Annotated in this window: 26 protein-coding genes and 1 pseudogene; 15 read left to right on the top strand and 12 right to left on the bottom strand. The window is 62.3% G+C overall.

Features of this window, described 5'->3' with window-relative positions:
- The first annotated feature begins 131 nt into the window (after positions 1-131).
- Both AC1DEZ_RS16115 and AC1DEZ_RS16110 read left to right on the top strand, forming a co-directional pair.
- Entirely contained in the window at positions 132-1,706 is a 1,575-nt protein-coding gene (locus AC1DEZ_RS16115; RefSeq protein ID WP_476779969.1) for a Re/Si-specific NAD(P)(+) transhydrogenase subunit alpha, read from the top strand.
- Between the two features lie 12 nt (positions 1,707-1,718).
- The gene (locus tag AC1DEZ_RS16110; protein WP_476779968.1) at positions 1,719-3,152 is read left to right on the top strand and encodes an NAD(P)(+) transhydrogenase (Re/Si-specific) subunit beta; all 1,434 of its coding nucleotides are present in this window, start codon (positions 1,719-1,721) and stop codon (positions 3,150-3,152) included.
- 44 nt (positions 3,153-3,196) lie between these two features.
- On the opposite strand, the gene AC1DEZ_RS16105 is transcribed toward AC1DEZ_RS16110, so the two are convergent.
- The 7 genes from AC1DEZ_RS16105 to AC1DEZ_RS16075 form a co-directional block, all read right to left on the bottom strand.
- Positions 3,197-3,541, bottom strand: coding sequence for a helix-turn-helix domain-containing protein (locus AC1DEZ_RS16105; RefSeq protein WP_476779967.1), 345 nt, complete (start codon positions 3,539-3,541; stop codon positions 3,197-3,199).
- 180 nt (positions 3,542-3,721) lie between these two features.
- Positions 3,722-4,453 carry an amino acid ABC transporter ATP-binding protein gene (locus tag AC1DEZ_RS16100; RefSeq protein ID WP_476779966.1) on the bottom strand — a complete coding sequence of 244 codons (732 nt, stop codon included), beginning with the start codon at positions 4,451-4,453 and terminating at the stop codon, positions 3,722-3,724.
- Entirely contained in the window at positions 4,434-5,087 is a 654-nt protein-coding gene (locus AC1DEZ_RS16095) for an amino acid ABC transporter permease (protein WP_476779965.1), read from the bottom strand. The genes AC1DEZ_RS16100 and AC1DEZ_RS16095 overlap by 20 nt, the downstream gene beginning before the upstream one ends.
- The gene (locus tag AC1DEZ_RS16090; RefSeq protein WP_476780014.1) at positions 5,087-5,746 is read right to left on the bottom strand and encodes an amino acid ABC transporter permease; all 660 of its coding nucleotides are present in this window, start codon (positions 5,744-5,746) and stop codon (positions 5,087-5,089) included. The genes AC1DEZ_RS16095 and AC1DEZ_RS16090 overlap by 1 nt, the downstream gene beginning before the upstream one ends.
- Before the next feature lie 124 nt (positions 5,747-5,870).
- Positions 5,871-6,674 (bottom strand): transporter substrate-binding domain-containing protein, encoded by an 804-nt coding sequence (locus AC1DEZ_RS16085; RefSeq protein ID WP_476779964.1) that lies wholly within the window; start codon positions 6,672-6,674, stop codon positions 5,871-5,873.
- A 78-nt stretch (positions 6,675-6,752) separates the two neighbouring features.
- Entirely contained in the window at positions 6,753-7,739 is a 987-nt protein-coding gene (locus tag AC1DEZ_RS16080; protein WP_441510647.1) for a 2-hydroxyacid dehydrogenase, read from the bottom strand.
- A 21-nt stretch (positions 7,740-7,760) separates the two neighbouring features.
- Positions 7,761-8,522, bottom strand: coding sequence for a GntR family transcriptional regulator (locus tag AC1DEZ_RS16075; protein ID WP_476779963.1), 762 nt, complete (start codon positions 8,520-8,522; stop codon positions 7,761-7,763).
- 211 nt (positions 8,523-8,733) lie between these two features.
- On the opposite strand from AC1DEZ_RS16075, the gene AC1DEZ_RS16070 reads away from it, so the two are divergent.
- On the top strand, positions 8,734-9,933 hold the full coding sequence (locus AC1DEZ_RS16070; RefSeq protein ID WP_476779962.1) for a mandelate racemase/muconate lactonizing enzyme family protein: 1,200 nt from the start codon (positions 8,734-8,736) through the stop codon (positions 9,931-9,933).
- Positions 9,934-9,943: 10 nt separating this feature from the next.
- A complete protein-coding gene (locus AC1DEZ_RS16065) occupies positions 9,944-10,711 on the top strand; it encodes an SDR family oxidoreductase (protein WP_476779961.1) in 768 nt (255 codons plus the stop codon).
- A 53-nt stretch (positions 10,712-10,764) separates the two neighbouring features.
- Here AC1DEZ_RS16065 and AC1DEZ_RS16060 read toward each other — a convergent pair whose 3' ends face one another.
- The 3 genes and pseudogenes from AC1DEZ_RS16060 to AC1DEZ_RS16050 form a co-directional block, all read right to left on the bottom strand.
- Positions 10,765-11,241, bottom strand: coding sequence for a hypothetical protein (locus AC1DEZ_RS16060; RefSeq protein WP_476779960.1), 477 nt, complete (start codon positions 11,239-11,241; stop codon positions 10,765-10,767).
- 91 nt (positions 11,242-11,332) lie between these two features.
- A pseudogene (locus AC1DEZ_RS16055) lies at positions 11,333-11,581 on the bottom strand (autotransporter domain-containing protein); the annotation flags it as partial.
- Between the two features lie 15 nt (positions 11,582-11,596).
- Entirely contained in the window at positions 11,597-12,496 is a 900-nt protein-coding gene (locus AC1DEZ_RS16050; protein ID WP_476779959.1) for a LysR family transcriptional regulator, read from the bottom strand.
- A gap of 522 nt (positions 12,497-13,018) precedes the next feature.
- Between AC1DEZ_RS16050 and AC1DEZ_RS16045 the strand changes: the two genes are divergently transcribed.
- From AC1DEZ_RS16045 to AC1DEZ_RS16000, 10 genes are all read left to right on the top strand, one after another.
- The gene (locus AC1DEZ_RS16045; RefSeq protein ID WP_476779958.1) at positions 13,019-13,993 is read left to right on the top strand and encodes an alpha/beta fold hydrolase; all 975 of its coding nucleotides are present in this window, start codon (positions 13,019-13,021) and stop codon (positions 13,991-13,993) included.
- Between the two features lie 43 nt (positions 13,994-14,036).
- On the top strand, positions 14,037-15,002 hold the full coding sequence (locus tag AC1DEZ_RS16040; protein ID WP_476779957.1) for an MBL fold metallo-hydrolase: 966 nt from the start codon (positions 14,037-14,039) through the stop codon (positions 15,000-15,002).
- Positions 15,003-15,054: 52 nt separating this feature from the next.
- Positions 15,055-16,062: an alpha/beta fold hydrolase gene (locus tag AC1DEZ_RS16035; protein ID WP_476779956.1), complete on the top strand. Its 1,008-nt coding sequence runs from the start codon at positions 15,055-15,057 to the stop codon at positions 16,060-16,062.
- A 68-nt stretch (positions 16,063-16,130) separates the two neighbouring features.
- Positions 16,131-16,577 carry a DUF6130 family protein gene (locus tag AC1DEZ_RS16030; RefSeq protein WP_441510638.1) on the top strand — a complete coding sequence of 149 codons (447 nt, stop codon included), beginning with the start codon at positions 16,131-16,133 and terminating at the stop codon, positions 16,575-16,577.
- 3 nt (positions 16,578-16,580) lie between these two features.
- Complete coding sequence (gene tehA, locus AC1DEZ_RS16025) at positions 16,581-17,591, top strand: dicarboxylate transporter/tellurite-resistance protein TehA (protein WP_476779955.1); 1,011 nt, start codon at positions 16,581-16,583, stop codon at positions 17,589-17,591.
- Positions 17,592-17,594: 3 nt separating this feature from the next.
- Positions 17,595-18,419, top strand: a complete 825-nt coding sequence (locus AC1DEZ_RS16020; RefSeq protein ID WP_476779954.1) for an alpha/beta fold hydrolase — start codon at positions 17,595-17,597, stop codon at positions 18,417-18,419.
- A gap of 134 nt (positions 18,420-18,553) precedes the next feature.
- Positions 18,554-19,303, top strand: coding sequence for an SDR family NAD(P)-dependent oxidoreductase (locus tag AC1DEZ_RS16015; protein WP_476779953.1), 750 nt, complete (start codon positions 18,554-18,556; stop codon positions 19,301-19,303).
- Between the two features lie 72 nt (positions 19,304-19,375).
- Entirely contained in the window at positions 19,376-19,840 is a 465-nt protein-coding gene (locus tag AC1DEZ_RS16010) for a nuclear transport factor 2 family protein (RefSeq protein ID WP_441510633.1), read from the top strand.
- Positions 19,841-20,166: 326 nt separating this feature from the next.
- A complete protein-coding gene (locus tag AC1DEZ_RS16005; RefSeq protein WP_476779952.1) occupies positions 20,167-20,541 on the top strand; it encodes a creatininase family protein in 375 nt (124 codons plus the stop codon).
- On the top strand, positions 20,541-20,999 hold the full coding sequence (locus AC1DEZ_RS16000; RefSeq protein ID WP_476780013.1) for an N-acetyltransferase family protein: 459 nt from the start codon (positions 20,541-20,543) through the stop codon (positions 20,997-20,999). The genes AC1DEZ_RS16005 and AC1DEZ_RS16000 overlap by 1 nt, the downstream gene beginning before the upstream one ends.
- Before the next feature lie 161 nt (positions 21,000-21,160).
- Here AC1DEZ_RS16000 and AC1DEZ_RS15995 read toward each other — a convergent pair whose 3' ends face one another.
- Positions 21,161-22,384: a benzoate/H(+) symporter BenE family transporter gene (locus AC1DEZ_RS15995; RefSeq protein WP_476779951.1), complete on the bottom strand. Its 1,224-nt coding sequence runs from the start codon at positions 22,382-22,384 to the stop codon at positions 21,161-21,163.
- Positions 22,385-22,496: 112 nt separating this feature from the next.
- Here AC1DEZ_RS15995 and pdxR point away from each other — a divergent pair, with 112 nt between their 5' ends.
- Positions 22,497-23,987, top strand: coding sequence for a MocR-like pyridoxine biosynthesis transcription factor PdxR (gene pdxR / locus AC1DEZ_RS15990; protein ID WP_476779950.1), 1,491 nt, complete (start codon positions 22,497-22,499; stop codon positions 23,985-23,987).
- A 283-nt stretch (positions 23,988-24,270) separates the two neighbouring features.
- Here pdxR and AC1DEZ_RS15985 read toward each other — a convergent pair whose 3' ends face one another.
- Complete coding sequence (locus tag AC1DEZ_RS15985; RefSeq protein WP_476779949.1) at positions 24,271-24,534, bottom strand: hypothetical protein; 264 nt, start codon at positions 24,532-24,534, stop codon at positions 24,271-24,273.
- Positions 24,535-24,570: the final 36 nt, after the last annotated feature.

The raw sequence follows: 24,570 nt of genomic DNA, 5'->3' as shown, positions 1-24,570 counted from the left end.
CAGGTGAAAAGGCAGCGGTTCCCGTCACGGTCCGGCGCCTGTATCTGCCGGAGGTGGAATGCGACCAAAAATCGTTTGGCTGTGATGGGGCTTTCATCCATCACAACGCCAATTTACCAGTGGGGGGCACCGTGAGGATCGGATCACCGAAGGAAGTTGTGGCTGGCGAGGCGCGGGTTGCAATGACGCCCGAGAGCGCGCTGCAGCTCCAGAAACTCGGCTATGACTGCCTGATCGAGACCGGGGCGGGTGTCGCTGCCGGATTCGCGGACGAGGCCTATCGCGCCGCCGGCGTGAGCGTGGTCGAGACCGCCGCCGCGTTGTGGGACGCGGCCGACGTGATCGCCAAGGTGCGCCCGCCCGAGGCGGCGGAAGCGGAGCGCCTGAAGGCCGGCAAGACGCTGATCTCGTTCTTCTATCCCGCGCAGAACAAGGAACTGCTGGAGCTCTGCAAGGGCACGGGCGCCGACGTCATCGCCATGGACATGGTGCCGCGCATCTCGCGCGCCCAGAAGATGGATGCGCTGTCCTCGATGGCCAATATCGCGGGCTATCGCGCGGTGATCGAGGCCGGCAATAATTTCGGCCGCTTCTTCACCGGCCAGATCACGGCCGCCGGCAAGGTGCCGCCGGCCAAGGTGCTGGTCGTGGGCGCCGGCGTCGCTGGCCTCGCCGCGATCGGCACGGCGACCTCGCTCGGTGCCATCACCTACGCCTTCGACGTGCGGCCGGAGGTCTCCGAGCAGATCGAGTCGATGGGCGCGCAGTTCGTCTTCCTCGACTTCAAGGGTGCGCAGCAGGACGGCGCCTCGAGCGGCGGCTATGCCGCGCCGTCGAGCCCCGAGTTCAGGGAGGCGCAGCTCAAGAAGTTCCGCGAGCTCGCCCCCGAGATCGACATCGTCATCGCCACCGCGCTGATCCCCGGCCGCGATGCGCCGGTGCTCTGGACCAAGGACATGGTCGAGGCGATGAAGCCGGGCTCGGTCATCATCGACCTCGCTGCCGAGCGCGGCGGCAATTGCGAACTGACCAAGGCCGACCAGAAGATCGTCACGCCGAACGGCGTCACTATCGTCGGCTATACCGACTTCCCGAGCCGGATGGCGGCGCAGTCCTCGACGCTCTACGCCACCAACATCCGCCACATGATGACGGATCTGACGCCGGGCAAGGACGGCAAGCTCGCCCACAACATGGAAGACGACGTCATCCGCGGCGCGACGGTCGCCTTCCAGGGCGCCATCACCTTCCCGCCGCCGCCGCCGAAGATCGCCGCCATCGCCGCGCAGAAGCCGAAGGAGAAGGCCAAGGAACTGACGCCGGCGGAAAAGCGGGCGCAGGAGGCCGCCGCCTTCAAGGCGCAGACCCGCTCGCAGCTGATGCTGCTCGGCATCGGAACGGTCGTGATGCTGATCGTCGGCGCCTATGCGCCGGCGAGCTTCATGAGCCATTTCATCGTGTTCGCGCTCGCCTGCTTCGTCGGCTTCCAGGTGATCTGGAACGTGTCGCACTCGCTGCACACGCCGCTGATGGCGGTCACCAACGCGATCTCCGGCATCATCGTGCTGGGCGCGCTCCTGCAGATCGGCTCCTCGGGCTGGCTCGTCACTGTCCTGGCGATGATCTCGGTCCTGATCGCGTCCATCAATATCGTAGGCGGCTTCCTGGTCACGCGCCGGATGCTCGCCATGTTCCAGAAGTCCTGAGGGGGCTCGGACATGAGCATCGGTATCGTTTCCGCGGCCTATATCTCCGCCGCCATCCTGTTCATTTTGTCGCTCGGCGGCCTGTCGAACCAGGAAAGCGCCAAGCGCGCGGTCTGGTACGGCATCGCCGGCATGGCGCTGGCCATGGTCGCCACGGTCTTCGGGCCGGGCAGCGGCAAGCTCTGGCTCGTCATCGTCATGTTCGCCATCGCAGCCGCCATCGGCTGGCAGGTGGCGATGAAGGTGCAGATGACCGAGATGCCGCAACTAGTGGCGGCGCTGCACTCCTTCGTCGGCCTCGCCGCCGTGCTGATCGGCTTCAACGCGCATATCGAGCTCGGCTATGTGCAGGCGCTGGAACCCGCCGCCCGCGAGGCGCTGACCGGCTTCGCCGCCGTGCTGGCGCACAAGACAGGGGTCGAGATCAGTATTCTGAAGGTCGAGGTCTTCCTCGGCGTCTTCATCGGCGCGGTCACCTTCACCGGGTCGGTCGTCGCCTTCGGCAAGCTCGCTGGCAAGGTCGACGGCAAGGCCAGGAAGCTGCCCGGCGGCCATTTTCTGAACGCCGGCGCAGCGGCTCTCTCGCTGCTGATGCTGATCCTCTACGTGCAGGGTGCCGGCATCTGGACGCTGATCCTGATGACGCTGCTCGCCTTCTTCATCGGCTACCACCTGATCATGGGCATCGGCGGCGCCGACATGCCGGTCGTGGTGTCCATGCTGAACAGCTATTCGGGCTGGGCGGCCGCGGCGATCGGCTTCACGCTCGGCAACGACCTCTTGATCGTCGTCGGTGCGCTGGTCGGCTCGTCCGGTGCGATCCTCAGCTACATCATGTGCAAGGCGATGAACCGCTCCTTCGTCTCGGTCATCCTCGGCGGCTTCGGCAACACCACCGGGCCGGCGCAGGCGATCGAGGGCGAGCAGATCGCGATCGATGTCGAGGGCGTCGCGGCGGCACTGAACGAGGCCGACAGCGTCATCATCGTGCCCGGCTACGGCATGGCGGTGGCGCAGGCCCAGCAATCCGTGTCCGAGCTGACGCGCAAGCTGCGCGCCGCCGGCAAGGAGGTGCGCTTCGCGATCCACCCGGTCGCCGGGCGCCTACCCGGCCATATGAACGTGCTGCTCGCCGAGGCGAAGGTGCCCTACGACATCGTGCTGGAAATGGATGAGATCAACGAGGACTTCCCGAACACGGACGTCGCGATCGTCATCGGCTCCAACGACATCGTCAATCCCGCCGCGCAGGAGGACCCGAACTCGCCGATCGCCGGGATGCCCGTCCTCGAGGTCTGGAAGGCGAAGCAGGTCTTCGTCTCCAAGCGCGGCCAGGGCACCGGCTATTCCGGCATCGAGAACCCGCTCTTCTACAAGGAGAATACAAGGATGTTCTACGGCGACGCCAAGAAAAGCCTCGACGAGCTGCTGCCAAAGGTCGCCTGAGGACCTGAAGCAGGTGCGGCACTCTGCATTGGTGGCAGGGTGCCTCAGTTTTGCTGGGCCTCTTCGATCTTCTTACAGAGATAGGATCGTGAAATTCCGAGGTGCTCAGCCGCCTTCTTCTTGTTGCCCTTGAACATCTTTAGGGTCTCATTGATGAGCTTGTTCTCGATCCGATCGAGGGTGTCTTTCAAATTCTGACCGCTCTCGATCGGGGCAACCTGGTCTTGGACTGTGGGGATGTCTCTTGCCGGAACCGGGCGGGCAGGTGCTCCCCTGCGTCGAAAATCGGTGGTGGTCAGGCGGTTGCTTTCGGAGAGGACGAAGGCCGATTCAATCTCGTGACGAAGCTGCCTGATAAGGACAGCCGATAACGAGTTCGGCAGCGGCATCGCGATTTCGGTAGACGTCCCGGATTGCAATGGCGCAGCCGGCGCGCGGTCATCGACAGCCTCCAGCTGCGACTGGCTTGACCCGCGTGCGGACCGCCATTGATTTCGACAGGCAGGCTGAACCCACTTGAGGTGCGCCCCGACGTGGTCGGCCAGCTTGGCCCGGATCGGGCCAAGCGCTCAGTGAGCGCCAGCCCGCACGAAGTTTCTGAGTTCAGGCGTCTGCGGATCTGAGAACAGCGTCTTCGACGCTCCCTGTTCCCAAATCTTCCCCCGATGCATGAACACCGTCGTGTCGGCGACCGTTCGGGCGAAGTTCATCTCGTGGGTGACGAGCAGCATGGTCATGCCGCCCTTGGCGAGCTTCTCCATCACCAGCAGGACTTCGCCGGTCAGTTCCGGGTCGAGCGCCGAGGTCACCTCGTCGAACAGCATGACCTTGGGCTTCATCGCCAGCGAGCGGGCGATGGCGACGCGCTGTTGCTGGCCGCCGGAGAGATTGTCCGGATAGCTATCGAACTTCTCGGAGAGGCCGACCTGCGCCAGCACCTCCTTGGCGAGGGACAAAGCTTCCGCCTGCGGCACGTTCTTGGTGATGCGCGGCGAGAGCATGATGTTCTGCCCGACGGTCAGATGCGGGAACAGGTTGTAGCTTTGGAAGACGATGCCGACGTCCTTGCGCAATTCGCGCAGCTTCTTCGGGTCCTGGGTCAGGCTGTGGCCGGCGACCTCGATCTTGCCGGCGTGGAAGCTCTCGAGCCCGTTGATGCAGCGCAAGAGCGTCGACTTGCCCGAGCCCGACCGCCCGATGATCGCGACCACCTGGCCGGTCTCGACGCTGAGCGAGACGCCCTTCAGCACCTCCAGGGAGCCGAAGCGCTTGTGGATGTCTTCAATGAGAACGGCTGGCATTCATCACCTTTTCGAGATGGCGGCTGAGCCGGGACAGCGGGAAGCAGATCGCGAAATAGATCAGGGCAACCAGGCTGAAGATCTGGAAGGCCTGATAGGTCGCGTTGTTGACCAGCATGCCGGCCCGCATCAGGTCGACGAAGCCGACGACCTGGACGATCGAGGTATTCTTCACGAGCTGGACGAGGAAGCCGACCGTGGGCGGCAGCGAGATGCGGACCGCCTGCGGCAGGATCACATGAGCGTAGGTCTGTGCCGTCGTATGCGCCAGCGAGGCCGAGGCCTCCCATTGCTGGCGCGGCACGGACTCGATCGAGCCGCGCCAGATCTCGGCGAGATAGGCGGAGACGTAGATCGAGAGCGAGGTGGAGGCTGCAAGGAAGGGCGGCAGCTCGATGCCCAGCGCCGAGAGCCCGTAATAGCTCATGAACAGCACCATGAGCACCGGGATCGACTGGATGATCAGGATGTAGCCGGCCGCGAAGCGGCGCAGCCACCGGATCCGCGACAACCGCAGGATCGCGAAGATGCCGCCGATGATGCTGCCGATGAAGAAGGCGATGGCGGTGAGCGCCAGCGTCCAGCCGGCGGAGCGCAGGATGAAGAGGGCCTCGGGCCAACCGAAGGTCTGCATCAGGCGGCCTCCTCATGCGCTTCGGTGAGGCGGGCGAGGCCCGAGACCTGCGGGAAGAGTTTCCGGCCGAGCCAGTTCAGGAAGAGTTTGAAGGAGAGCGCCAGCGCGAGATAGAGCACGGTCACGACGATATAGGTCTCGAACGAGCGGAACGTGTCCTGCTCGATGATCGCGGCCGTTCCGGACAATTCCTGCACCGAGACGAAGGAGCAGATGCTGGAGGCCAGCATCATCAGCACGAACTGGCTCGACAGCGCCGGCCAGACGCGGGCGAAGGCCGGCTGCAGGATGACGTGTTTCAGCACCTGCCATTTGGTCATCGCCAGAGCGAGGCCGGCTTCTATCTGCGATTTATGGATGGAGTCGACGCCGGCGCGGATGATCTCGGTGGCGTAGGCGGCGAGGTTGAGCGTCATCGCCAGGACGGAAGCTTCGAGCCCGTTCAGCCGGATGCCGAGCTGCGGCAGCCCGAAGAAGATCATGAAGAGCTGCACCAGGAACGGCGTGTTGCGCATCAGCTCGACATAGGCGTCGACGATATAGCCGGCCCAGTTGCCGGCGAGGCTGCGCAGCGCGGTCATCGCCGTCGCTAGGACAAGGCCGAGCGCGATCGCGACGAAGGATAGCGCGATCGTAAGCCAGACCCCGTGCAGGATCATCGGCCATTTGGAAAGGACGTCTTGGAAGAGCAATGGCGCGCTCCTTCGGCCTGTGAGTGAGGTCGAGGGTTGCCGGCGCGCAAGGGCGCGCCGGCTGGTCAGCAGATCCGGTCAGGAAGGGGCATCAGAAGGTCGGCAGCGGCGGCAGCGGGCTACCGACCCACTTCTGCGCGATCGCGTCGAGCTCCCCGTTCTGCTTGACGTAGTAGATGAAGTTATTGAGCCACTGGCGCAGCTCCCAGGCGTCCTTGCGCATGGTCATTGAGTTCGGCTGCATGCCGAAGACGAATTTGAGCTCGGTCTCGGTCTCGCCGCGCGCCTTCATCGCGGCATTGGCCTGCGCATCGGGGCCGGCGATGGCCTCGACCTGGCCGGAGAACAGCGCCTGCATGGTGGTGGCGTCGTCCTCGAAGCGCAGGATGGTGAGGTTCAGCTCCTTTTCCCGGTTGGTGAACTCGCGCTCGACGCTGGAGCCGCGGTTGACGCCGACCTTGCGACCCTTGAGATCGTCCCAGGTTTTGATGGCGACGTTCTTCTTGGCGTAGATGCCGGTCTGGAAGGCGCTGTAGGGGATCGAGAACATCACCGCCTTGGCGCGCTCGGGCGTCGGCGCCAGCGTGGCGACGAGGAAGTCGACCTTGTTGGCTTCCAGCGCCGGGATGCGGGCCGGAGGGGTGAGCTGCACCATCTCGACCTTGACGCCGAGATATTTGCCGATCAGCGCGATGACGTCGGCATCATAGCCGACGGCGTTGCCCTGCGAGTCGACCGAGCCATAAGGCGGCGCGCCGATCAGCACGCCGATCTTGACCGAGCCCCGCTTGATGATGTCGGTAATCGTCTGGGCCGAAGCCTGGCTGGCGGCCAGCATGCCTGCCCCCAGCGCCAGCAGCGTGCCGGCAATCCTGAAATGCTTGAAAAGACCCATGGTGCGTTTCCCTGCTGTTGGCGGATTGCCCGCGGTTGGCCCAGCCGGCTTCTTGGCGTCCGGCTCGGAAATCGAAGATCAGTCTGCGCGTTTGCCCTGGCGTACGAGGTTGATCAGAGGCTCGCCGGCATAGCAGCGCCGGATATTGTCGGCGATCGTCTGCTGGCGGCGGCGGATCGTGCCGCTTGTCCATCCTGACATATGCGGCGTCATCACGATGTTCGGCAGCTCTTCAAAAGGCAACGAGCCCGGCAGGGGATTCATGTCCCCGGGGCCGGGATATCGGTACCAAGTGTCGATCACGGCGCCGCCGATACGTTCCTGCTTGAGCGCCTGGTATAAAGCCGCCTCGTCGAGCAGCGGGCCGCGCCCGACATTGAAGATGGTCGCATTTCGGCGCATCGCGGCGAAGGCGTCGGCGCCGACAATGCCCCGCGTCTCGGGAGCCAGCGGCAGCGACACCACGATCGCGTCGGCCGAGCCCCAGAATTCGCCGAGCCTGTCGAGCGTGAAGGAGCGGTCGACGACCTCGGAGGTCGCGACCGGGCTGCGATTGGCAACATTGACCTCCATCTCGAAGGCCTTGGCGCGCCGCGCAACCGCCTTCCCGATATGTCCGAAGCCGAGCAGGCCGATGATCTTGCCGGCGATCTCGCCATGGATACGCTCGGGGGAGCCGGCCCAATAGGCCCAGTCGCCGCGCCGCAATCGCTGATCGGCATCGGCGAGCGGGATGTGCCGCGCCAGCAGCGCGCTCATCACATATTCCGCGATCGCCTGCTCATGCCCGAAGCAATTGCAGAGGTTTGCCCCTGGCGGAAGCTCGTCGAGCCGCACAGCGTCGTACCCAGCTCCCGGCACATGGAACAGGCGAAGGTGGACCGGCGTCGGGAGCGCGGCGTCGAACTTCACGCCGATGATGACGTCCGCCCCTGCGTAAGCGAGACGATCCGCCTCGGCCTCCAATTGATCCGGAAGAATTGTGATGTCGGCGTCCGCACCCGCCAACTCGGCAAAGCCATGGCTGAAGGAGGCGGCATTCTCACCGTGGAAGACGATGCGCATGATCGGGCAGCTTTCCTTAGGTCAGGTATTTAGCAGCGGCTCGACGCTGCAATCCAGCAACGAAGGGTCGATGGCAGCTTCCATCTCGTCGAACATGCCGTCGACGAAACCGATCAGCGCATCAGAGGCTGCGACGGCGCGGTCGCCATGGCGCATCGCGATAGCGTTCAGCACGGCGAGATGGTGGTCGATCGTGCCTTCCAGGCCGGCGCGGCGGGGCATGTAGTTGTGATAGATGAAGCCGATGCGCCTGAAGATCGTATGCAGGGGGCGCAGCGTATGCTCGAGGAACGGCTCGGCAGCGGCCGACAGCACCATCTGGTCGATGCGCCTGTCGAGGATGTTGAATTCGGCAAGCGTCAGCTCCGCCCGGCGTTCCCTCAGCAGACGCTCCATATGGAGCATCTGGTTGCGGTGCGAAGGCCCGGCACGCTCGGCGGCGAGGCCGATGACGAAGCGCTCGAGATCGCGCCGAAGCTTGAGCAGCAGACGCTCGCGCGCGAGGTCGATCGGGGCGATCTGCAGGCCATGGCGCGGGCGGATAATAATCAGCGTGTCGGCCGCGAGTCGGTTGACGGCATTATGGACGGGGGTCCGGCCGAAGCCCGTCAGATCCTGCAGGTCCTGTAGGGCAAGAAAACGGCCCGGGGTGAGCTCGCAGGTCACCAGCATCTCCTCGATGCGGCCATAGGCGAGCTCGAACAGGTTGACGCGATTGCGCCGCTTCGACGTTGCCGGATCGTCGGCCGAGACCAGTCGCGGCTGGTTATGGCGCCTCGCCATGCCGTGCTCCTCCCATGTTCGTTTCGAATCCCGCGTGACGCTTCGAAACGGCGCCATCTTGCGCTTGACGATAAACATGTTGTGAAATTTTACAAGCGCTCCTATGGTCTCGCCGTGCGAGGCCGCCAGCGCTCATGGGCAGCCCGCGCAGCAAGCGAACAAGGCGCTCCCGAGATCGTCTCGCAGAAGAGCGCAGCTCCGGGAGGCCGATTTGAAGATCACCGCGATCGAAACGCTGCGGACGGACGAGTTCGCCAATGTTCTCTGGGTCCGCGTGCACACCGATGCCGGAGTCATCGGCCTCGGCGAGACCTTCTACGGTGCTGCCGCCGTCGAGGCGCATCTCCATGACACCCTCGCCATGCGGTTGCTCGGCAAGAACCCGCTGCATATCGAGGCGCTGCACAAGGAGATGACGAACCTGCCGATGGCGCAGGCCTCGACTGGCGTGGAGTCTCGCGCCACATCTGCGGTCGACATTGCGCTGTGGGACATCTTCGGCAAGGTCTGCGGCCAGCCGGTGCATCAGATGCTTGGTGGCCTGTGTCGCGACCGGCAGCGCATCTACAATACCTGCGCCGGCTACCGCTATGTCCGCTCGCAGAACATCAAGCCAGTCTCGACCTGGAACCTCGGCGAGACGCAAGGCCCCTACGAAGATCTGGACGGCTTCATGAACCGCGCCGACGCGGTGGCCGAGAGCCTGTTGGAGCAGGGCATCACCGCGATGAAGATCTGGCCTTTCGATCCGCCCGCGATCGAGAACCAGGGCCTTTTCATCACGCCCGAGCAGATGCGGAAGGCATGTGAGCCTTTCGAGAAGATCCGCAAGGCGGTAGGCGACAAGATCGAGATCATGGTCGAGATGCATTCGCTCTGGAACCTGCCGACCGCGATCAAGATCGCGCGGTTTCTGGAGCAGTATGAGCCGAGTTGGTACGAGGATCCGATCCGGATGAACTCGCCGCAGGCGCTGGCCGAGTTCGCGCGCTCGACGACGGTCTCGGTGACGGCGAGCGAGACGCTGGGCTCGCGCTTCCCCTACAAGGACATGCTCGACCGCGACGCGATGCATGTGGTGATGGCGGATCTCTGCTGGACCGGCGGCCTGACCGAGGGCCGCAAGATCGCGGCGATGGCCGAGACCTATCACCGCCCCTTCGCGCCGCATGACTGCATCGGCCCGGTCGGCTTCGTCGCTGCGATCCATGCCTCCTTCAGCCAGCCGAACACGCTGATCCAGGAATCGGTTCGCGCCTTCTACACCGGCTGGTACAAGGAACTGGTCACCGAGATGCCGCGGATCGAGGGCGGCTATGTCTATCCGATGGAGGCGCCGGGCCTCGGCGTCGAATTGCTGGAGGCCGTGTTCCAGCGGCCTGATCTGCATCATCGTCGGTCGAGCCTCTGAGGTTTCCGGGATGACCAATCCGTTGTTCGATCTCACCGGGCGCACCGCCCTCGTCACGGGTTCCTCACGGGGCCTCGGGAGGGCGATGGCTGAAGGCCTTGCGGCCGCCGGCGCAAGCGTCCTGATCAACGGCACCGACTCCAGCCGCGTCGACGTAGCGGTGCGAGAAATGCGCGAGGCCGGCTTCGAGGCCGCTCCGGCGGTATTCGACGTGACCTCCGAGGAGCAGATTGTGCAGACCTTCGCCGACTTCGATGCTGCCGGCATCGCGGTCGACATCCTCGTCAACAATGCCGGCATTCAGTTCCGCAAGCCGATGGTCGAACTGGCGACGGCCGACTGGCAGCGCGTGATCGACACGAACCTGACGTCGGCCTTCATCATCGGCAGGGAAGCGGCAAAGCGGATGATCGCGCGCGGCCACGGCAAGATCATCAACATCGGCTCGCTGACCAGCGCGCTGGCGCGCGCGACCGTCGCGCCCTACACCGTCGCCAAAGGCGGCATAAAAATGCTGACCCAGGCCATGGCGGCCGAATGGGCCGAGCATGGCATTCAGGCCAATGCGATCGGCCCCGGCTATATGCTGACCGATATGAACCAAGCGCTGGTCGACAATCCGACCTTTGATGCGTGGGTCAAAGGCCGCACGCCATCAAAACGCTGGGGCAGGCCCGAAGAACTGATCGGTGCGGCGGTATTTCTTGCTGCCCCTGCATCGCATTACGTCAACGGGCAGATCATCTACGTCGACGGAGGAATGAGTTCGGTTCTGTAAGATGCAGATCCGCTCCATAAGCCAGATATTCCGGGCGTTCGATATCGTCCGGGTTATCCGGGCAGGGCGCGCACCGCTGCCCCCACGCAGATGATCAACATCATCGCCGGCACCGCCCAGCGCAACTGGCAGCGCAGGTCCGCGGCATGGCCGCGCCAGCGAGAGCCGGGGTGGGCGATGGCGACCGAGAGGACGATCTCGAACATCAGCACCACGACAAGATAGAGGTAACCGAGCGAAATCATCTCGGCCACGGGAGTGTTGAGAGAGATCGAGCCGGGAACCGAGGATTCGAAGGTAAAGCTGATTGCGGCGAGGGCCAGCAGCGAGGAGAAGATCAGGCCGCCCTTGTCCGGCTCGTTAAAGCCCGGGGTCCACAGCACGAACAATGAGACCGCGAGCACGGCGATGATGGGAATGAAAACGCGAAGATGATAGCGCTCCGCATAGCGCGCGATCGTCACCGTCGTGTTGAGGCGCGAATAGGAGCGCGCGTTCCAGCCGATCGCCAGATCGTTGGTGAAACGCAAGCCGACGGGCCGCCGGTCGACGACCGAAATCCTCGACTCCCGAAAACGGCCGGTCCGCCCCTGTCGTCAGAACGATCGCCGCCAATGGTGTCGATAGCCGGGCGCCGACCAGGGATCGGGCGGAGGTCTGGTTTTGGCCGCGCAAGGTCAGGGCGAAAGCGCCGGCCTGGGTCTCGGTCAGGCTGTCCTGCTGGAAATAGTTCAGGCTGACGCCGGCTTCAGGCGACAGGTCGAGACCGGCAAGCGAGGCGAGCCGATAACCGGCGATGGCATGGCCGATGACGCCATAGCCGCTGCCCTCGCCATGCGCGACCCGCTGGATGTTGCCGAACTGGATCGTCCTGCGGAGGTCCGTCTACGGGCCGGCGAGGCGAGCCTTGAGGCGCGGGGTCGTCCAATTGAGAAAGGCGCGCAGTTTGAGCGGCATGGGTTTTCGCTCCGCGTATATAATGTGGATGGGCATCGGTTTCGGTTCAAACGCCTCAAGCACGATCGTCAGGAGGCCCGCGCGCCTTGCTGCCTCCATTTTGTAAGACATAACCCTCGCGATGCCCGATCCAGCAATGGCTGCCCCCACGGCTGCCTCGGAAGTATTCACGGTGAGTCTCGACCGAATCTGCTCGCCGACCTCCTTGTTGTCTCTGATGAACTTCCAACTGCGCGGCGCGCCAAAATCATCGATCGTTATGCAATCATGACCTGAGAGATCTTCAAGTCTTTCCGGGTGTCCGCGCGCTGAAAGATACGCAGGGCTTGCACAGGCCACGAGCCGGACAGAACCGATCCGAGTCGCTATCATACTGCTATCCGCAAGGGGCCCGATACGGATCAAGACGTCGATGTGGTCTTCCAGCGGTCGAAGCACGCGGTCGGTTAACAAGAGTCTGAGTGCGATATCGGGATAAGCCGTAAGGAATTCACTGGCGATGGGCAGCAAGTGTAGGTGCCCTAGTCCCCAAGGTGCAGTGACCGTAAGGTCTCCACTAGGTGTTCTATATTCTCCGGACACCTCTCTCTCGGCATCTTCTACCTGCTCTATGATCCGTCGGCAAGTTTCAACGTAGGATCTTCCGGCATCGGTCAATTTCATTTGCCGTGAAGACCTTTGGAATAGTTCGGTGTTCAGGTGCGCCTCGAGTTCGGCGAGCTTGCGGCTTACGGTCGCGACCGGCATAGCCAGCTTACGGGAGGCTGCGGAAAGACTCCCCACCTCAGCCACAGCGATGATGATCGACATCGATTCCAGGCGATTCATGCGCTGATCGCTCTCTCATGTTTGAAAAGAACCTTCTCAAATTTATGGACTGCCCTCGTGTGCCGCAATCGTCTAACCATGGCGGGACGGCACGAGCTTGTTAGCGCCCTTAAGGCGATCGTTATTGGCCGACTTCGTGCCACGGATGAATCTCAGCCTATGCGTGAATATTTGTTGTGACTGGCCAGCGAGCCGGCAGTTTGTTTGACGAGTAATCAGCAACTCCACGCGGCGCGCCAACGTTCAGTCTGCTTGTAATTCGAAGGCTTCTATGGAGCGCCGATGAACCCAGTTTCACTTGGGCCTCGTGGGTTCGGCATTCTGGCGACTTTGGAATTTGGCGCATGTCGCGCGGGGCGACCACAGATCCGATCAGAGCGTCTAACCAATTCTCACGTATTTGTACTTAGTTCGTAAAAGTTTAAATTTATCAAAACGGTTGTAAAATTTAATATATGTAGCCGTTCAAGGGGTAAAGATTACCGCTAAATGATTGCGCCCATAATTATATCATGTAGAAAAATGCGCATGACTCACAATTTTTCGCTTAAATTCTCTCGAAGAGCGATTTTGGCGAGCGCCAACGGCATTCTGGTGTTCTCCGCTTTGACGAGCCCGGTAAATTACTTGATGTCGCAGCCGGTATCGCGTGCCTCTCAGAGGGGCAAGAGCATGAATACAATCACAACAAAAGACGGCACAAAGATTTTCTTCAAAGATTGGGGCCGTGGTCCCACGATCGTCTTTTCTCATGGCTGGCCGCTGACCGCCGATGCGTGGGACCCCCAGATGTTCTTTATGATGTCGCGTGGTTTCCGCTGCATTGCCCACGACAGGCGCGGTCATGGCCGGTCCAGCCAGCCCGCGAACGGGAACGACTTCGACACATATGCCGACGATCTTTCCGCCCTGTTGGAAGAGCTTGAGCTCAAAGACGTTGTGTTGGTCGGACACTCCGTCGGCGGCGGGGAAGTGACAAGGTATATGGGCCGGCACGGCACGCGCCGCGTTTCCAAAGCCGTTCTTGTGTCGGCCATACCCCCGCTCATGCTGAAAACGCCTGCCAACCCCAGCGGCCTACCCATCGAGGTCTTCGACACTACGCGCGCCAGCCTCGCCGCTAGCCCCACCCAATTCTACAGAGATCTCGGCGACGGTCCGTTCTATGGCGCCAACCGCCCGGGCTCGAAGGTGCCGCAAGGTGTGAAGGACGCCTTCTGGCTGATGAGCATGCAAGCCGGGTTGATGAATGCCTATGAGTCCATCAAGGCGTTCTCGGAGACGGATTTCACTGAGGATCTCAAGAAGATCAACGTACCCACGCTGATCGTGCATGGTGACGACGACCAGAACGTCCCGATCGCGGACTCGGCGCTTCTGTCGTCGAAGCTGATCAGGCAGGCGACCTTGAGAGTCTATCCGGGCGCTCCGCACGGCCTGACGACTACGCATGCAGACCAGTTCAACTCGGACCTGCTTGCCTTTCTGAAGGCTTGAGGTCGGCTCGCTGCCTGCTGTCCTGCAACCGAACGAGGTCGCCATGACTGCTCTGTCGCGCTCCATGTCTCGCCGGCACTTCTGCCTCTGTTGCGTTGCCGCATCCGGTGCCGCCGCCCGTGGATGGCTCAGTCCGTGCGAGGCCTACGCCGAAGCGCGCGGCCTCGTCAGCCTGATCAAGGACAGCGCGGCCGCCGCGCCCATCGTCACCCATAAGCTGCGCAATAATATCAGCGTGCTCGAAGGTTCGGGCGGGAATGTCGCCGTGGTGACCGGGCCGGACGGCAAGGTGCTCGTCGACGCCGGCATCGGCGTCTCGCGCCCGCAGATGACAAAGGCTTTGGCCGATCTGTCCGCGGATCCCGTCACGCATCTGATCAACACGCATTGGCATTTCGATCATGCCGATGGCAACACTTGGCTGCACGAGCTCGGTGCGAAGATCATCGCCCAGGAGAACACCCAAAAATACCTGTCGCAGGTCCAGCGGGTCGCCGATTGGGACTATAACTTCCTGCCTCTGCCGCAGGGAGGCGTTCCCGACGATGTTTTTGCCACCACGCGCTCCCTCAAGCTCAACGGAGCATCAATCATGCTGAAATATTACGGCCCGGCCCATACCGACGGCGACATCTCCGTCACCTTTGCCGAAGCCGACATCGTCCATCTCGGTGATACTTTCTGGAACGGCATCTATCCCTTTATCGACTATTCGACTGGCGGCAGTATCGACGGAATGATCGCCGCATCCGACGCCAACCTGGCGGCCACCACTGACAAGACGATCATTATTTCCGGCCACGGCAAGCCCGTCAGCAGCAGGGCCGAGCTCAAGGACTTTCGCGACATGCTGGTCGCGATCCGGGAGAACGTCGCCAAGCTCAAGCAACAAGGCCGGTCGCGGGACGAGACTGTCGCCGCCAGGCCCACCGCCGCCTTCGATGCCAGATGGGGCAACTTTCTCATCGATCCCGCCTTCTTTACCCGCTTGGTCTACGCGGGCGTGTGAGTGCCGATCGCCAGCCATCCCGACTTCGCAGGAGTCCGACCTGGAGGATCAGATGAACACCGAGAGCATTTCCCAAAGATCTCCCGCAGTCGATCGCCGCGGACTCCTGGTCGGGCTTTCGGTCCTGGCCGCCGGAACTGCGGCAGCGCAGGCAACTCCCACGGCCGAGCCGCGCCAGAGCAACGCCCAAGCCGGTTCGCCCTTACCCCGCTACCATACCAGGACTGTCGATGGGGTCGGGATCTTCTACCGCGAAGCGGGGCCGGCAGACGGGCCGGTCGTGCTGCTGCTGCACGGTTTCCCGACCTCGTCGCATATGTATCGCAACCTGATCCCCGCGCTCGCGGATCGCTATCGCGTCATCGCGCCTGATTATCCCGGCTATGGCCAGAGCGACATGCCCGACCGCGCCACATTCGCCTATACGTTCGATCGCTTTGCGCAACTCGTCGACGGACTGCTCGATCAGCTCGGCGTGGCGCGCTACGCGATGTATGTGATGGACTATGGGGCGCCCGTCGGCTGGCGGCTAGCCCTCCGACACCCCGAGCGGATTACGGGCCTCATCGTCCAGAACGGCAATGCCTACGACGAGGGGCTCAAGGAATTCTGGGACCCGATCAAGGCCTATTGGTCGGATCATTCGGAAAGTCATCGCAAAGCCCTTTATGTGCTGGTCACCCCGGAGATCACGAAGTTCCAGTACACTGACGGTGTGGCGGATCTCAGTCGCATCTCACCCGACAACTGGGTTCACGACCAGGCGCTACTCGACCGGCCGGGTAATGCCGATATCCAGATGGACATCTTCTATGATTACCGCACCAATCTGCCACTATACCCTGCGGTACAGGCCTATTTTCGTAACCACCGGCCACCGACTCTGATCGTCTGGGGCAAGAACGACAAAATTTTTCCGGCTGACGGCGCCCATCCCTACAAGCGCGACCTGCCGGAGGTCGAATTCCATCTCCTCGACACCGGCCATTTCGCGCTCGAAGACAAGGCCGACGAGATGGTCCCACTGATCCGCGACTTCCTCCAGCGCAAAGTCGGGTAGCAGCCAGCTTCACAGGCTCTCAACCCGGGCAATTTCGTAGTTTCGGCGACAGTCGTGGAGCAACCGCTATGAACCCGGCTCCGAAAAATTTCGTACCAATGGCCACATCCATGCCCATCGTTGGGGCAGCTTCGGTTCGGACGGCCAGGGCAATTCTCGGTCCATCGCCGCTGATCGCCATCCAAGATGAGCCCGCGCCCAAGCTCATCGTAGACCAGCCGCTAGAAGGGCCATTGTCGCGAGGGTCGGTATTCATCCAGTATCGGACCGAGAATCTTCGCATCGCCCCGGTGTTCGGAGCGGGCGCGCTGGACGTGTCGCCGCGGGTTGGCCATGTCCATATCACCGTTGACGACGCTCCGTGGCATTTCGTCGACTCGAGCGGCGAGACTATTATCGTTGTCGGCCTGAAACCCGGGCCGCATCAGGTTCTTGTCGAGCTGGCGGACCCCACCCACAGGGTCATTACCAGCGAGACCGTTACGTTCACCGTGCCCGAGCGCGGGAACCGCTGAGCCATGCGCACTCCTTCCGTTCCAGCGTCATTTTTCGGGGTGGTTCTTGGTCTGGCAGGGCTCGGTGGCGCCTGGCGGTTGGCCCACCGGATCTGGGGAATGCCGCCCATCGTGGGAGAAATGCTGATGCTGCTCGCGAGCCTGATCTGGGCATGTCTCCTCCTGCTCTACTTTATGAAATGGCTTCTCGCGCGCGATGAGGCCATCGCCGAGCTCGACCATCCCGTGCAGTGCTGCTTCGTCGGGCTGATCGGTGTCTCGACCATGCTGATCGGACTGGCAACGCTTCCCTATTCCGCCACCGCGGCCAGGATCCTCACGCTGCTCGGCGCCTTGCTAACGTTAGCTTTCGCGCTGTGGCGAACCGGACGGCTCTGGCACGGCGAACGTGATCCCGGCACGACGACGCCGGTTCTCTACCTGCCCCTCGTCGCGGGCGCCTTCGTCAGTGCAACGGCTCTCGGAGCCATCGGGCACTCAGATTGGGGGCAACTTGCTCTCGGTGCCGGCTTCTTCTCTTGGCTGGCGATCGAATCCGTCCTGCTGCATCGGCTTTATACGGGGCCCGCGCTTCTGCCGGCTCTTCGTCCGACGCTCGGCATTCAGCTCGCCCCGCCAGTCGTGGGCCTGATCGCATACCTCAGTGTGTCCGAGGGAAGCCCCGATATCGTCGCCCATGCGCTTCTTGGATATGGCCTACTGCAGGCGCTTCTGCTCCTCCGCATGTTGCCCTGGATCATGCAACAACCTTTCGCGCCTTCCTATTGGGCCTTCACCTTCGGGGCGACCGCCCTTGGGGCAGCGCCGCTGCGCATGATCGAGCACGGAGAAACAGGCGCCGCGGCTGTTCTGGCCCCGTACCTGTTCATCGGCGCGAACCTGACCGTCGGGTTGATCGCGATCGCCTCGATCCTGCTCGTCGCTCGACCGTGGTTCTCTGCCACTTCGTCCCTGTCACCGGCGTCGCGCAGGGTGTCGCCAAACCGTAGTTCAAAGCTCGAAATAGGAGAGTGAACCATGCCCACGATCACAACCAAGGACGGCACGGAAATCTTTTACAAGGACTGGGGCAAGGGCCAACCGATCGTCTTCCACCATGGCTGGCCGCTCAGTGCCGATGACTGGGATAACCAGATGCTGTTCTTCCTGCAGCACGGCTATCGCGTCATTGCGCATGACCGCCGCGGCCATGGTCGATCGACACAAACGGCCATCGGCAACGAGATGGACACCTACGCCGACGATGTTGCGGAACTCGCGGCAGCGCTGGATCTCAACGCCGCCATTCACATCGGCCACTCGACCGGCGGCGGTGAAGTAGCGCGTTATCTCGGTCGCCATGGCACTCGGCGCGCAGCCAAAGCAGTGCTCATCAGTGCGGTTCCGCCGATCATGGTGAAGTCTGACAAAAACCCTGGCGGCCTGCCGATCGAGGTATTCGACGGCTTCCGCGAAACCCTCGCAGCCAACCGCGCTCAGTTCTATATCGACGTGCCCATGGGCCCCTTCTATGGGTTCAACCGACCAGGAGCGGCAATATCGCAAGGGGTCATCAACAATTGGTGGCGTCAGGGCATGATTGGCGGCGCCAAGGCCCATTACGACTGCATCAAGGCTTTCTCTGAGACCGACTTCACGGAGGATCTCAAGAAGATCGATATACCCGTGCTGGTCATGCATGGCGACGATGACCAGATCGTCCCGTTCGCCGACGCGGCGCCCCTCTCGGCCAAGCTGCTGAAGAACAGTGTCCTCAAGGTCTACAAGGGCTTCCCGCACGGCATGTGCACCACCCATGCGGACGTCATCAATCCGGAGTTGCTCGCCTTCATTAAAGGATAATCCGGCGATCGGGGGGAGTTCTTGGCGCCAAGTGCTTGTGGGGGCGCAACCAGGTCGGCGTGCGATGCCTAGCGAGAAAGACAAGCCACCATCAGTTCGTCGTGATGCACCGAATCCAGCCGAGGAGCGCTCCAATGGGTAGACTTCAGGGCAAAGTCGCCGTGATCACCGGCGCCAATAGCGGTATCGGGTTGGCTAGCGCCAAGCTCTTCGCACAGGAGGGGGCTCGCGTTTTTATGACAGCGCGTCGCAGCAAAGAACTCGATGCGGCGGTCGCCGACGTGGGAAGTAACGCCCGCGGTGTTCCAAGCGATGTCTCCAACCTTGCCGACCTGGGCCGCCTATTTGCGATCGTACGCGACGAGGCTGGCATGATCGATGTCCTGTTTGCCAACGCTGGCGGCGGCGAGTTCGCCGCGCTCGGCTCTATCACCACCGAGCACTTCGACAAGACATTCTCGACCAATGTCAGAGGAACACTATTCACCGTCCAGAAGGCTCTTCCTCTGCTCAAGGACGGAAGCTCGATCATTCTTACTGGTTCCACCACGGCAGTAACCGGTACACCAGCCTTCAGTGTTTACAGCGCAAGCAAAGCCGCAATTCGAAACTTTGCTCGCTGCTGGATTCTCGACCTCGCTCCCCGAAAAATCCGAGTCAATGTGCTTGTGCCCGGCGCCACTTCGACGCCTGGCTGGCATAATCTTGCGAGCTCTGAGGAGAGCCACGAGGAAATGATCGCGTTCGTGAAGTCGACGACACCGCTCGGACGGCTTGGCGGTCCGGAGGAAGCTGCGCGGGCCGCTCTTTTCCTTGCCTCAGATGACAGTAGCTTCGTTACGGGGAGCGAGCTTTTTGTCGATGGTGGTTCGGCTCAAATTTAACAATGCGCGGCGCGCCGACATCGATCCCGCGCAATCCAATGCCGTCCTGCGTTTCTTACAGGGATCCACACTATGTCACGACCTCCCTTACCCCCGTTCACAGAGCAGACAGCCATCGAGAAAGTGCGACTGGCCGAGGATGGTTGGAACACTCGCGAACCCGCCAAGGTCGCGCTCGCCTATACGATTGACAGCACCTGGCGAAACCGCGCCGAGTTCATCAATGGACGCGTCGAGATTGAGGCCTTTCTTGCCCGGAAATGGACGCGTGAACTCGACTACCGGCTGATCAAGGAGCTCTGGGCCTTCACCGGCAACCGGATCGCGGTGCGCTTCGCCTACGAGTTCCATGACGACAGCGGCACGTGGTTCCGGGCTTACGGAAACGAGAACTGGGAGTTCGATGGAGACGGGCTGATGCGCCGACGGCTCGCCTGCATCAACGAGCATCCGATCGCAGAGGCGGATCGCAGGTTTAAATGGCCTCTCGGCCGGCGCCCAGACGACCACCAGGGTCTCAGCCATTTCGGGTTCTGAGGATGGCAGCCCCTGTGTCGCGGGGAGAAGTCGACCGCTGCGATACACTTCCGGAGCTACATCGTCATTGGCCCCGCGCAAGCAGTTCGGTCGGCAAGCCATCGGGCTCATCGCCTCGCGCCAATGAAGGAGGATCGCATGCAAGCAACCCTAGCCTGCGCCTTCGCTGTCATCACCGTCACGTTCGGCGTATTGGCCTACGTTTCTGCACAGGTCCCAACGGAAGGGGGATCACCCAATCTATGATGTGACGCTTCCCGAAGGATATCGCGACTGAAAGCTCGTCAGCGTCGCCCAATGCCCTGACGCAGGAGACCGGGCTGGCGGTGGCGAGCACGACCTACACGCTCTTGCCTAGTCAGCAGAGCGCTCTGGAGGCGGTCCTCGAAGATCAGCTGATCCTGCAGCATGCCTGCGAGGCCGAAACCTCCATGATGATGGCCGTAAGGCCCGATCTGGTTCGGGCCGATCGGTTGGGGGAAGCATTTCAACCCGGGTACAGCAAAGGCGATGTATCACCGCTCAACGATCCCCTGCTGCTTTGGACCTCCTTCAAGGATTTCTGCCCCAGCGGCGTTCGCGGCGACGCCCGGCGCGCTTCGGCGAAAAAGGGCGAGCGCATCCGCACGATTGCGGCGGAGCTGCTGGCCGCGAAACTCATCGCCGGCGAACCGTGGAGCAGGCAGGGAGAGGCTGCGTGATGGATATTGCAATCAGAAATGTCGAGCGCCGCGACTTCGAACAATGGCGGGCGTTGTGGGACGGCTATAATAGTTTCTATGGCCGAGCTGGCCAGACCGCGCTGCCGGGCGACATCACACCGACCACCTGGGCACGTTTTTTCGACTCCTACGAGCCGGTCCACGGTCTGATCGCGGAGTGTGCCGGCGAACTCGTCGGCATCATGCACTACATCTTCCATCGCAGCACGACGATGATCGGGCCGGCCTGCTATCTGCAGGACCTGTTCGCGCGAGAGGCCGCAAGGGGCAAGGGCGTCGGCCGGAGGTTGATCGCTGGCGTCTACGAGCGTGCTGGCCATGCTGGTGCCCGGCGCGTCTATTGGCACACGCATGAAAGCAATGCGACCGCACGCGGGCTCTATGACGATGTCGCCTTGCGCTCTGGCTTCATTGTCTATCGCAAGGACCTGGCCTGATTCCGGCATTATCCGCCTACACGGGAGAGAGCGATCGGACCGGAGTGCGCTCTCTCGAAACTGCGCTGCACGGCTCTCGATGGGTGAGAGCTTTCGTGTCCCGCTTGAAACCAGGCACATCACGGTCTCCGACCCGAAACGGGAAGCGCGTGGCTCTGCCGCTACTTCGCAGCGGCCCCGTTCCCGGCCAGCCCGTTGCGCGGCAAGCGACTATTCAGAACGAAATGGGCGACGAGCCCGATGATCAGCCCCCAGAACGCTCCGCCAATCCCAAGCAGCTTAATGTTCGCTGCCGAGGCCAGGAAGGTGATAAGCGCTGCTTCGCGGGACGTCGGATCGGCCATCGCTCCCGCAAGGCTTCCGCCAATCGTCCCCAGCAACGCCAGGCCAGCGAGCGTGGTGATGAAGGCTGCCGGAAACGCCATGAAGACGGCAGCGAGCGTGACACCGAAGATCCCCACGAGCACATAGAAGCAGCCCGCCGCGATACCCGCGATCCAGCGCTTCGACGGATCGATGTGAGCTTCTTTGCCCGTAGCGATTGCAGCTGTGATCGCTGCGATGTTGAAGGCATGGGACCCGAACGGAGCCATGACGAGCGAGCCGAGGCCCGTCACGGTGACGATCGGGTTGGCGCTGGTCTTGAAACCGTCATTCCGGAGCACGAGCATCCCCGGCATGTATTGACCGCTCAAAGTGATCAGGAAGAGCGGCAGCGCGATCGACAGGAGAGCGTTCAGCGAGAAAGCCGGCATGGTGAAGACGGGCATCGCGAAGGCCGGCTTCAGCCCCGACAGATCGACGCGTCCCTGTATGAGCAGGAGCCCCAGTCCGATGACCAGGATGCCGACCACGGCATAGCGCGCTGAGAACCGCTTCAGCACCACGTAGGCGACGATCAGCAAGCCAACGAGCAGCGGATCGATGCTCGCACTGCCGAACGCGCCGATGCCGAATTGGAGCAGGATACCGGCCAGCAAACCGGAAGCGATACCCGGCGGGATCAACGGGATAACTTTCTCGAAATAGCCCGACAGCCCCAGCGCGACGAAGGCCGCTGCCGAGACCATGTAGGCTCCGACGGCTTCGGCATAAGGCGTGCTGCCGAGCGCGGCGACGAGAAAACCAGCCGCTGGCGTCGACCAGGCTGTGATGATTGGCTCTCGGTAGCGCCAGCTCAGAAATAGACCCGTCACTCCCACGCCGATCGAGACAGACCAGACCCAGGAAGCTGTCAGTTCGGGGCTCAACCCTGCGACCTTCGCGGCTTGGAAGACCAGAATGAAGGTGCCGCCATAGTTGACGATAACGGAGATCAGGCCAGCGACTACTGGATGCGGCAGGTCGTTCAAGCGAATGGAAGAAGATGCAGTGCGAGGCGACATGATCCTGAAAAAACCTCCTGGAGCCCCGCGCGCGGGACGGCAAACCGTATTGACACATAGCCAGTGAATGGCTCGGTGTTCCCATCCATTTTGATCAAGGGGTTCAGACCATTTGTTCAGGCATTCCCAGTTGGAATCCGCGAAGGCGTGGATCGCTCATCCTGCTCACGCGGCCATGCCCCTGCATGAGCGAATCCAGCGCGCCATTCGGCAGCTGATCGTCGATGGCGCGCTTGGACCGGGAAAGCCTTTGCCAGCCTCGCGAGCCCTCGCCGCATCGCTGGGCGTGTCGCGGGATACCGTCGAAGCAGCATATGGCCGGCTTCATGCCGAAGGCTTCATCGAGCGCCGTGTCGGCAGCGGTAGCTTCGTGGCACAGATCTCGGAGTTCACGGCCGGCCATCGGGCCGTTCGAAGGGAAGCTTTACTGCGCCACCAGGCTCCCAATCTCAGCAAGCGCGGAAATGCAATGTTCAGCAGCGGCGGGGGGCGCGAGATGCTGTCGCCGCGGCCTTTCGCACCCGGGGTTCCGGAAACCCGGACCTTTCCACTTCAGCTCTGGGAGAGGCTGGAACGGCAGGTCCGGAGGGAGGCCGGAACCCAGGCACTGGCACATTCCGATCCGCAAGGGACCGAAGCGCTGCGCCGTGCCATCGCCGATTACGTGAACGTCGAACGCGGCGCGCGCGCCACGGCGGACCGGGTGCTGGTTCTCACCAGTTCACAGCAGGCCATGATGCTGTGCGCGAACATGTTGCTTGATCCTGGCGACCGGATTTTCATCGAAGACCCCGCCTATTACGGCGCCCGCAAGGGGTTCGATGCAGCCGGGCTGGAATGCGTTCCGATCCGGGTGGATCCACAGGGGATCGCCATCGAGCAGATCCTGGCTGCCTCCCGCAAGGCGAAAGCGGTTTCCCTGACGCCGTCCCACCAGTTCCCGACCGGCGCGACTCTGGCGCTGGACCGGCGCCTGGCTTTGATCGAATGGGCCGCGCGGCATCAGGCCTGGATCATCGAGGACGATTACGACAGCGAATTCCACTATGCAGGCAAGCCGATGGCCTGCGTGCAAGGGCTCGATCGCCATGACCGGACGATCTATATTGGCACCTTCACTAAGTCGCTCTTTCCGGGCCTGCGGATCGGCTATGCCGTACTGCCGCCGCAACTGGTGGAGCCAATGACCGTCGCGCGCACTCTCCTCGATGGGCATTCCGCCCCGATGGCCCAACTGACGCTGGCCCGGTTCATCGAGGGCGGGCATTTCGGTGCCTATGTCCGCACCATGCGCGGCATCTATGCGCAGCGGCTCGATACGCTTGCAGATCTCGTCCGTAAGCACTTGGCCGACTTTATCGAGCCGCGCGTCCCCATCGGCGGGCTACAAATGCCTTGCCTACTGACGGGCGATCTATCCGAACGCATCGCCATCGATGCAGGGCGACGTTCCGGCATCGAGCTCCTGGGATTGTCCGCACTTCATGCCAGAAGCGATGCTGCCGCCGGGTTCCTAATGGGCTTTGCCGCCTATACGCCCATGGAGATCGAGATCGCGGTCAGGAAGCTGGTGCATGCGTTCCGGGCGATCGCCAAACCATAGCGCCAACTCGGGGCGGCAGCATTTTCCAGTCGGACGGCCCGAGCGCCGTTCCGTTTCGGTGTTCGATGACGCGGGTCATGTGGGCAGTAAGCCGAGAGCTGGAAGAACGCCTCGAGAAGCTGCTTGATCCATGCGGGGTGAGGCGCTCGTCACGATGCGGCCTGGCTTTCCAGCATCATGCCGACAGGGATGCTTTTCGTCCCGTCCATCGGGGGATCATCGGATAGATCGGTCGTCCCGCCCTAAGGGCCGCCGGTCGATTCTCAATGCCAGGATTCTATGGTCATTGGTGCACAATTAATGCAGCGGTGTCCCAAAGCATTTGCGGAAAGCCTTTGCATCGACCGCATCGGGAAAACTTACACGGATCCGCCGATGATATGGCTCCCAGAGGATGCGAGCCTGATGAGGAATTATGGCGCTCAATTAGCCATAGCCCGATGGCAAAGAGGCGCTCGTTCAGCGTGGCTGTGTCGAGGGGCAAGTCGACGTCGAAGTCGCCCTTGAGCCCAACCGGGGTCGTTACGGCGACGACAGCCTGATGCATGTCGCCCTCCTGCTTTTCAGGTGCGGATCGCGTTAC

The sequence above is a fragment of the Allobosea sp. 10L422 genome (assembly GCF_056395345.1).
Note: the sequence above shows the minus strand (reverse complement) of the source record. Positions and strands in the feature narration are given on the sequence as shown.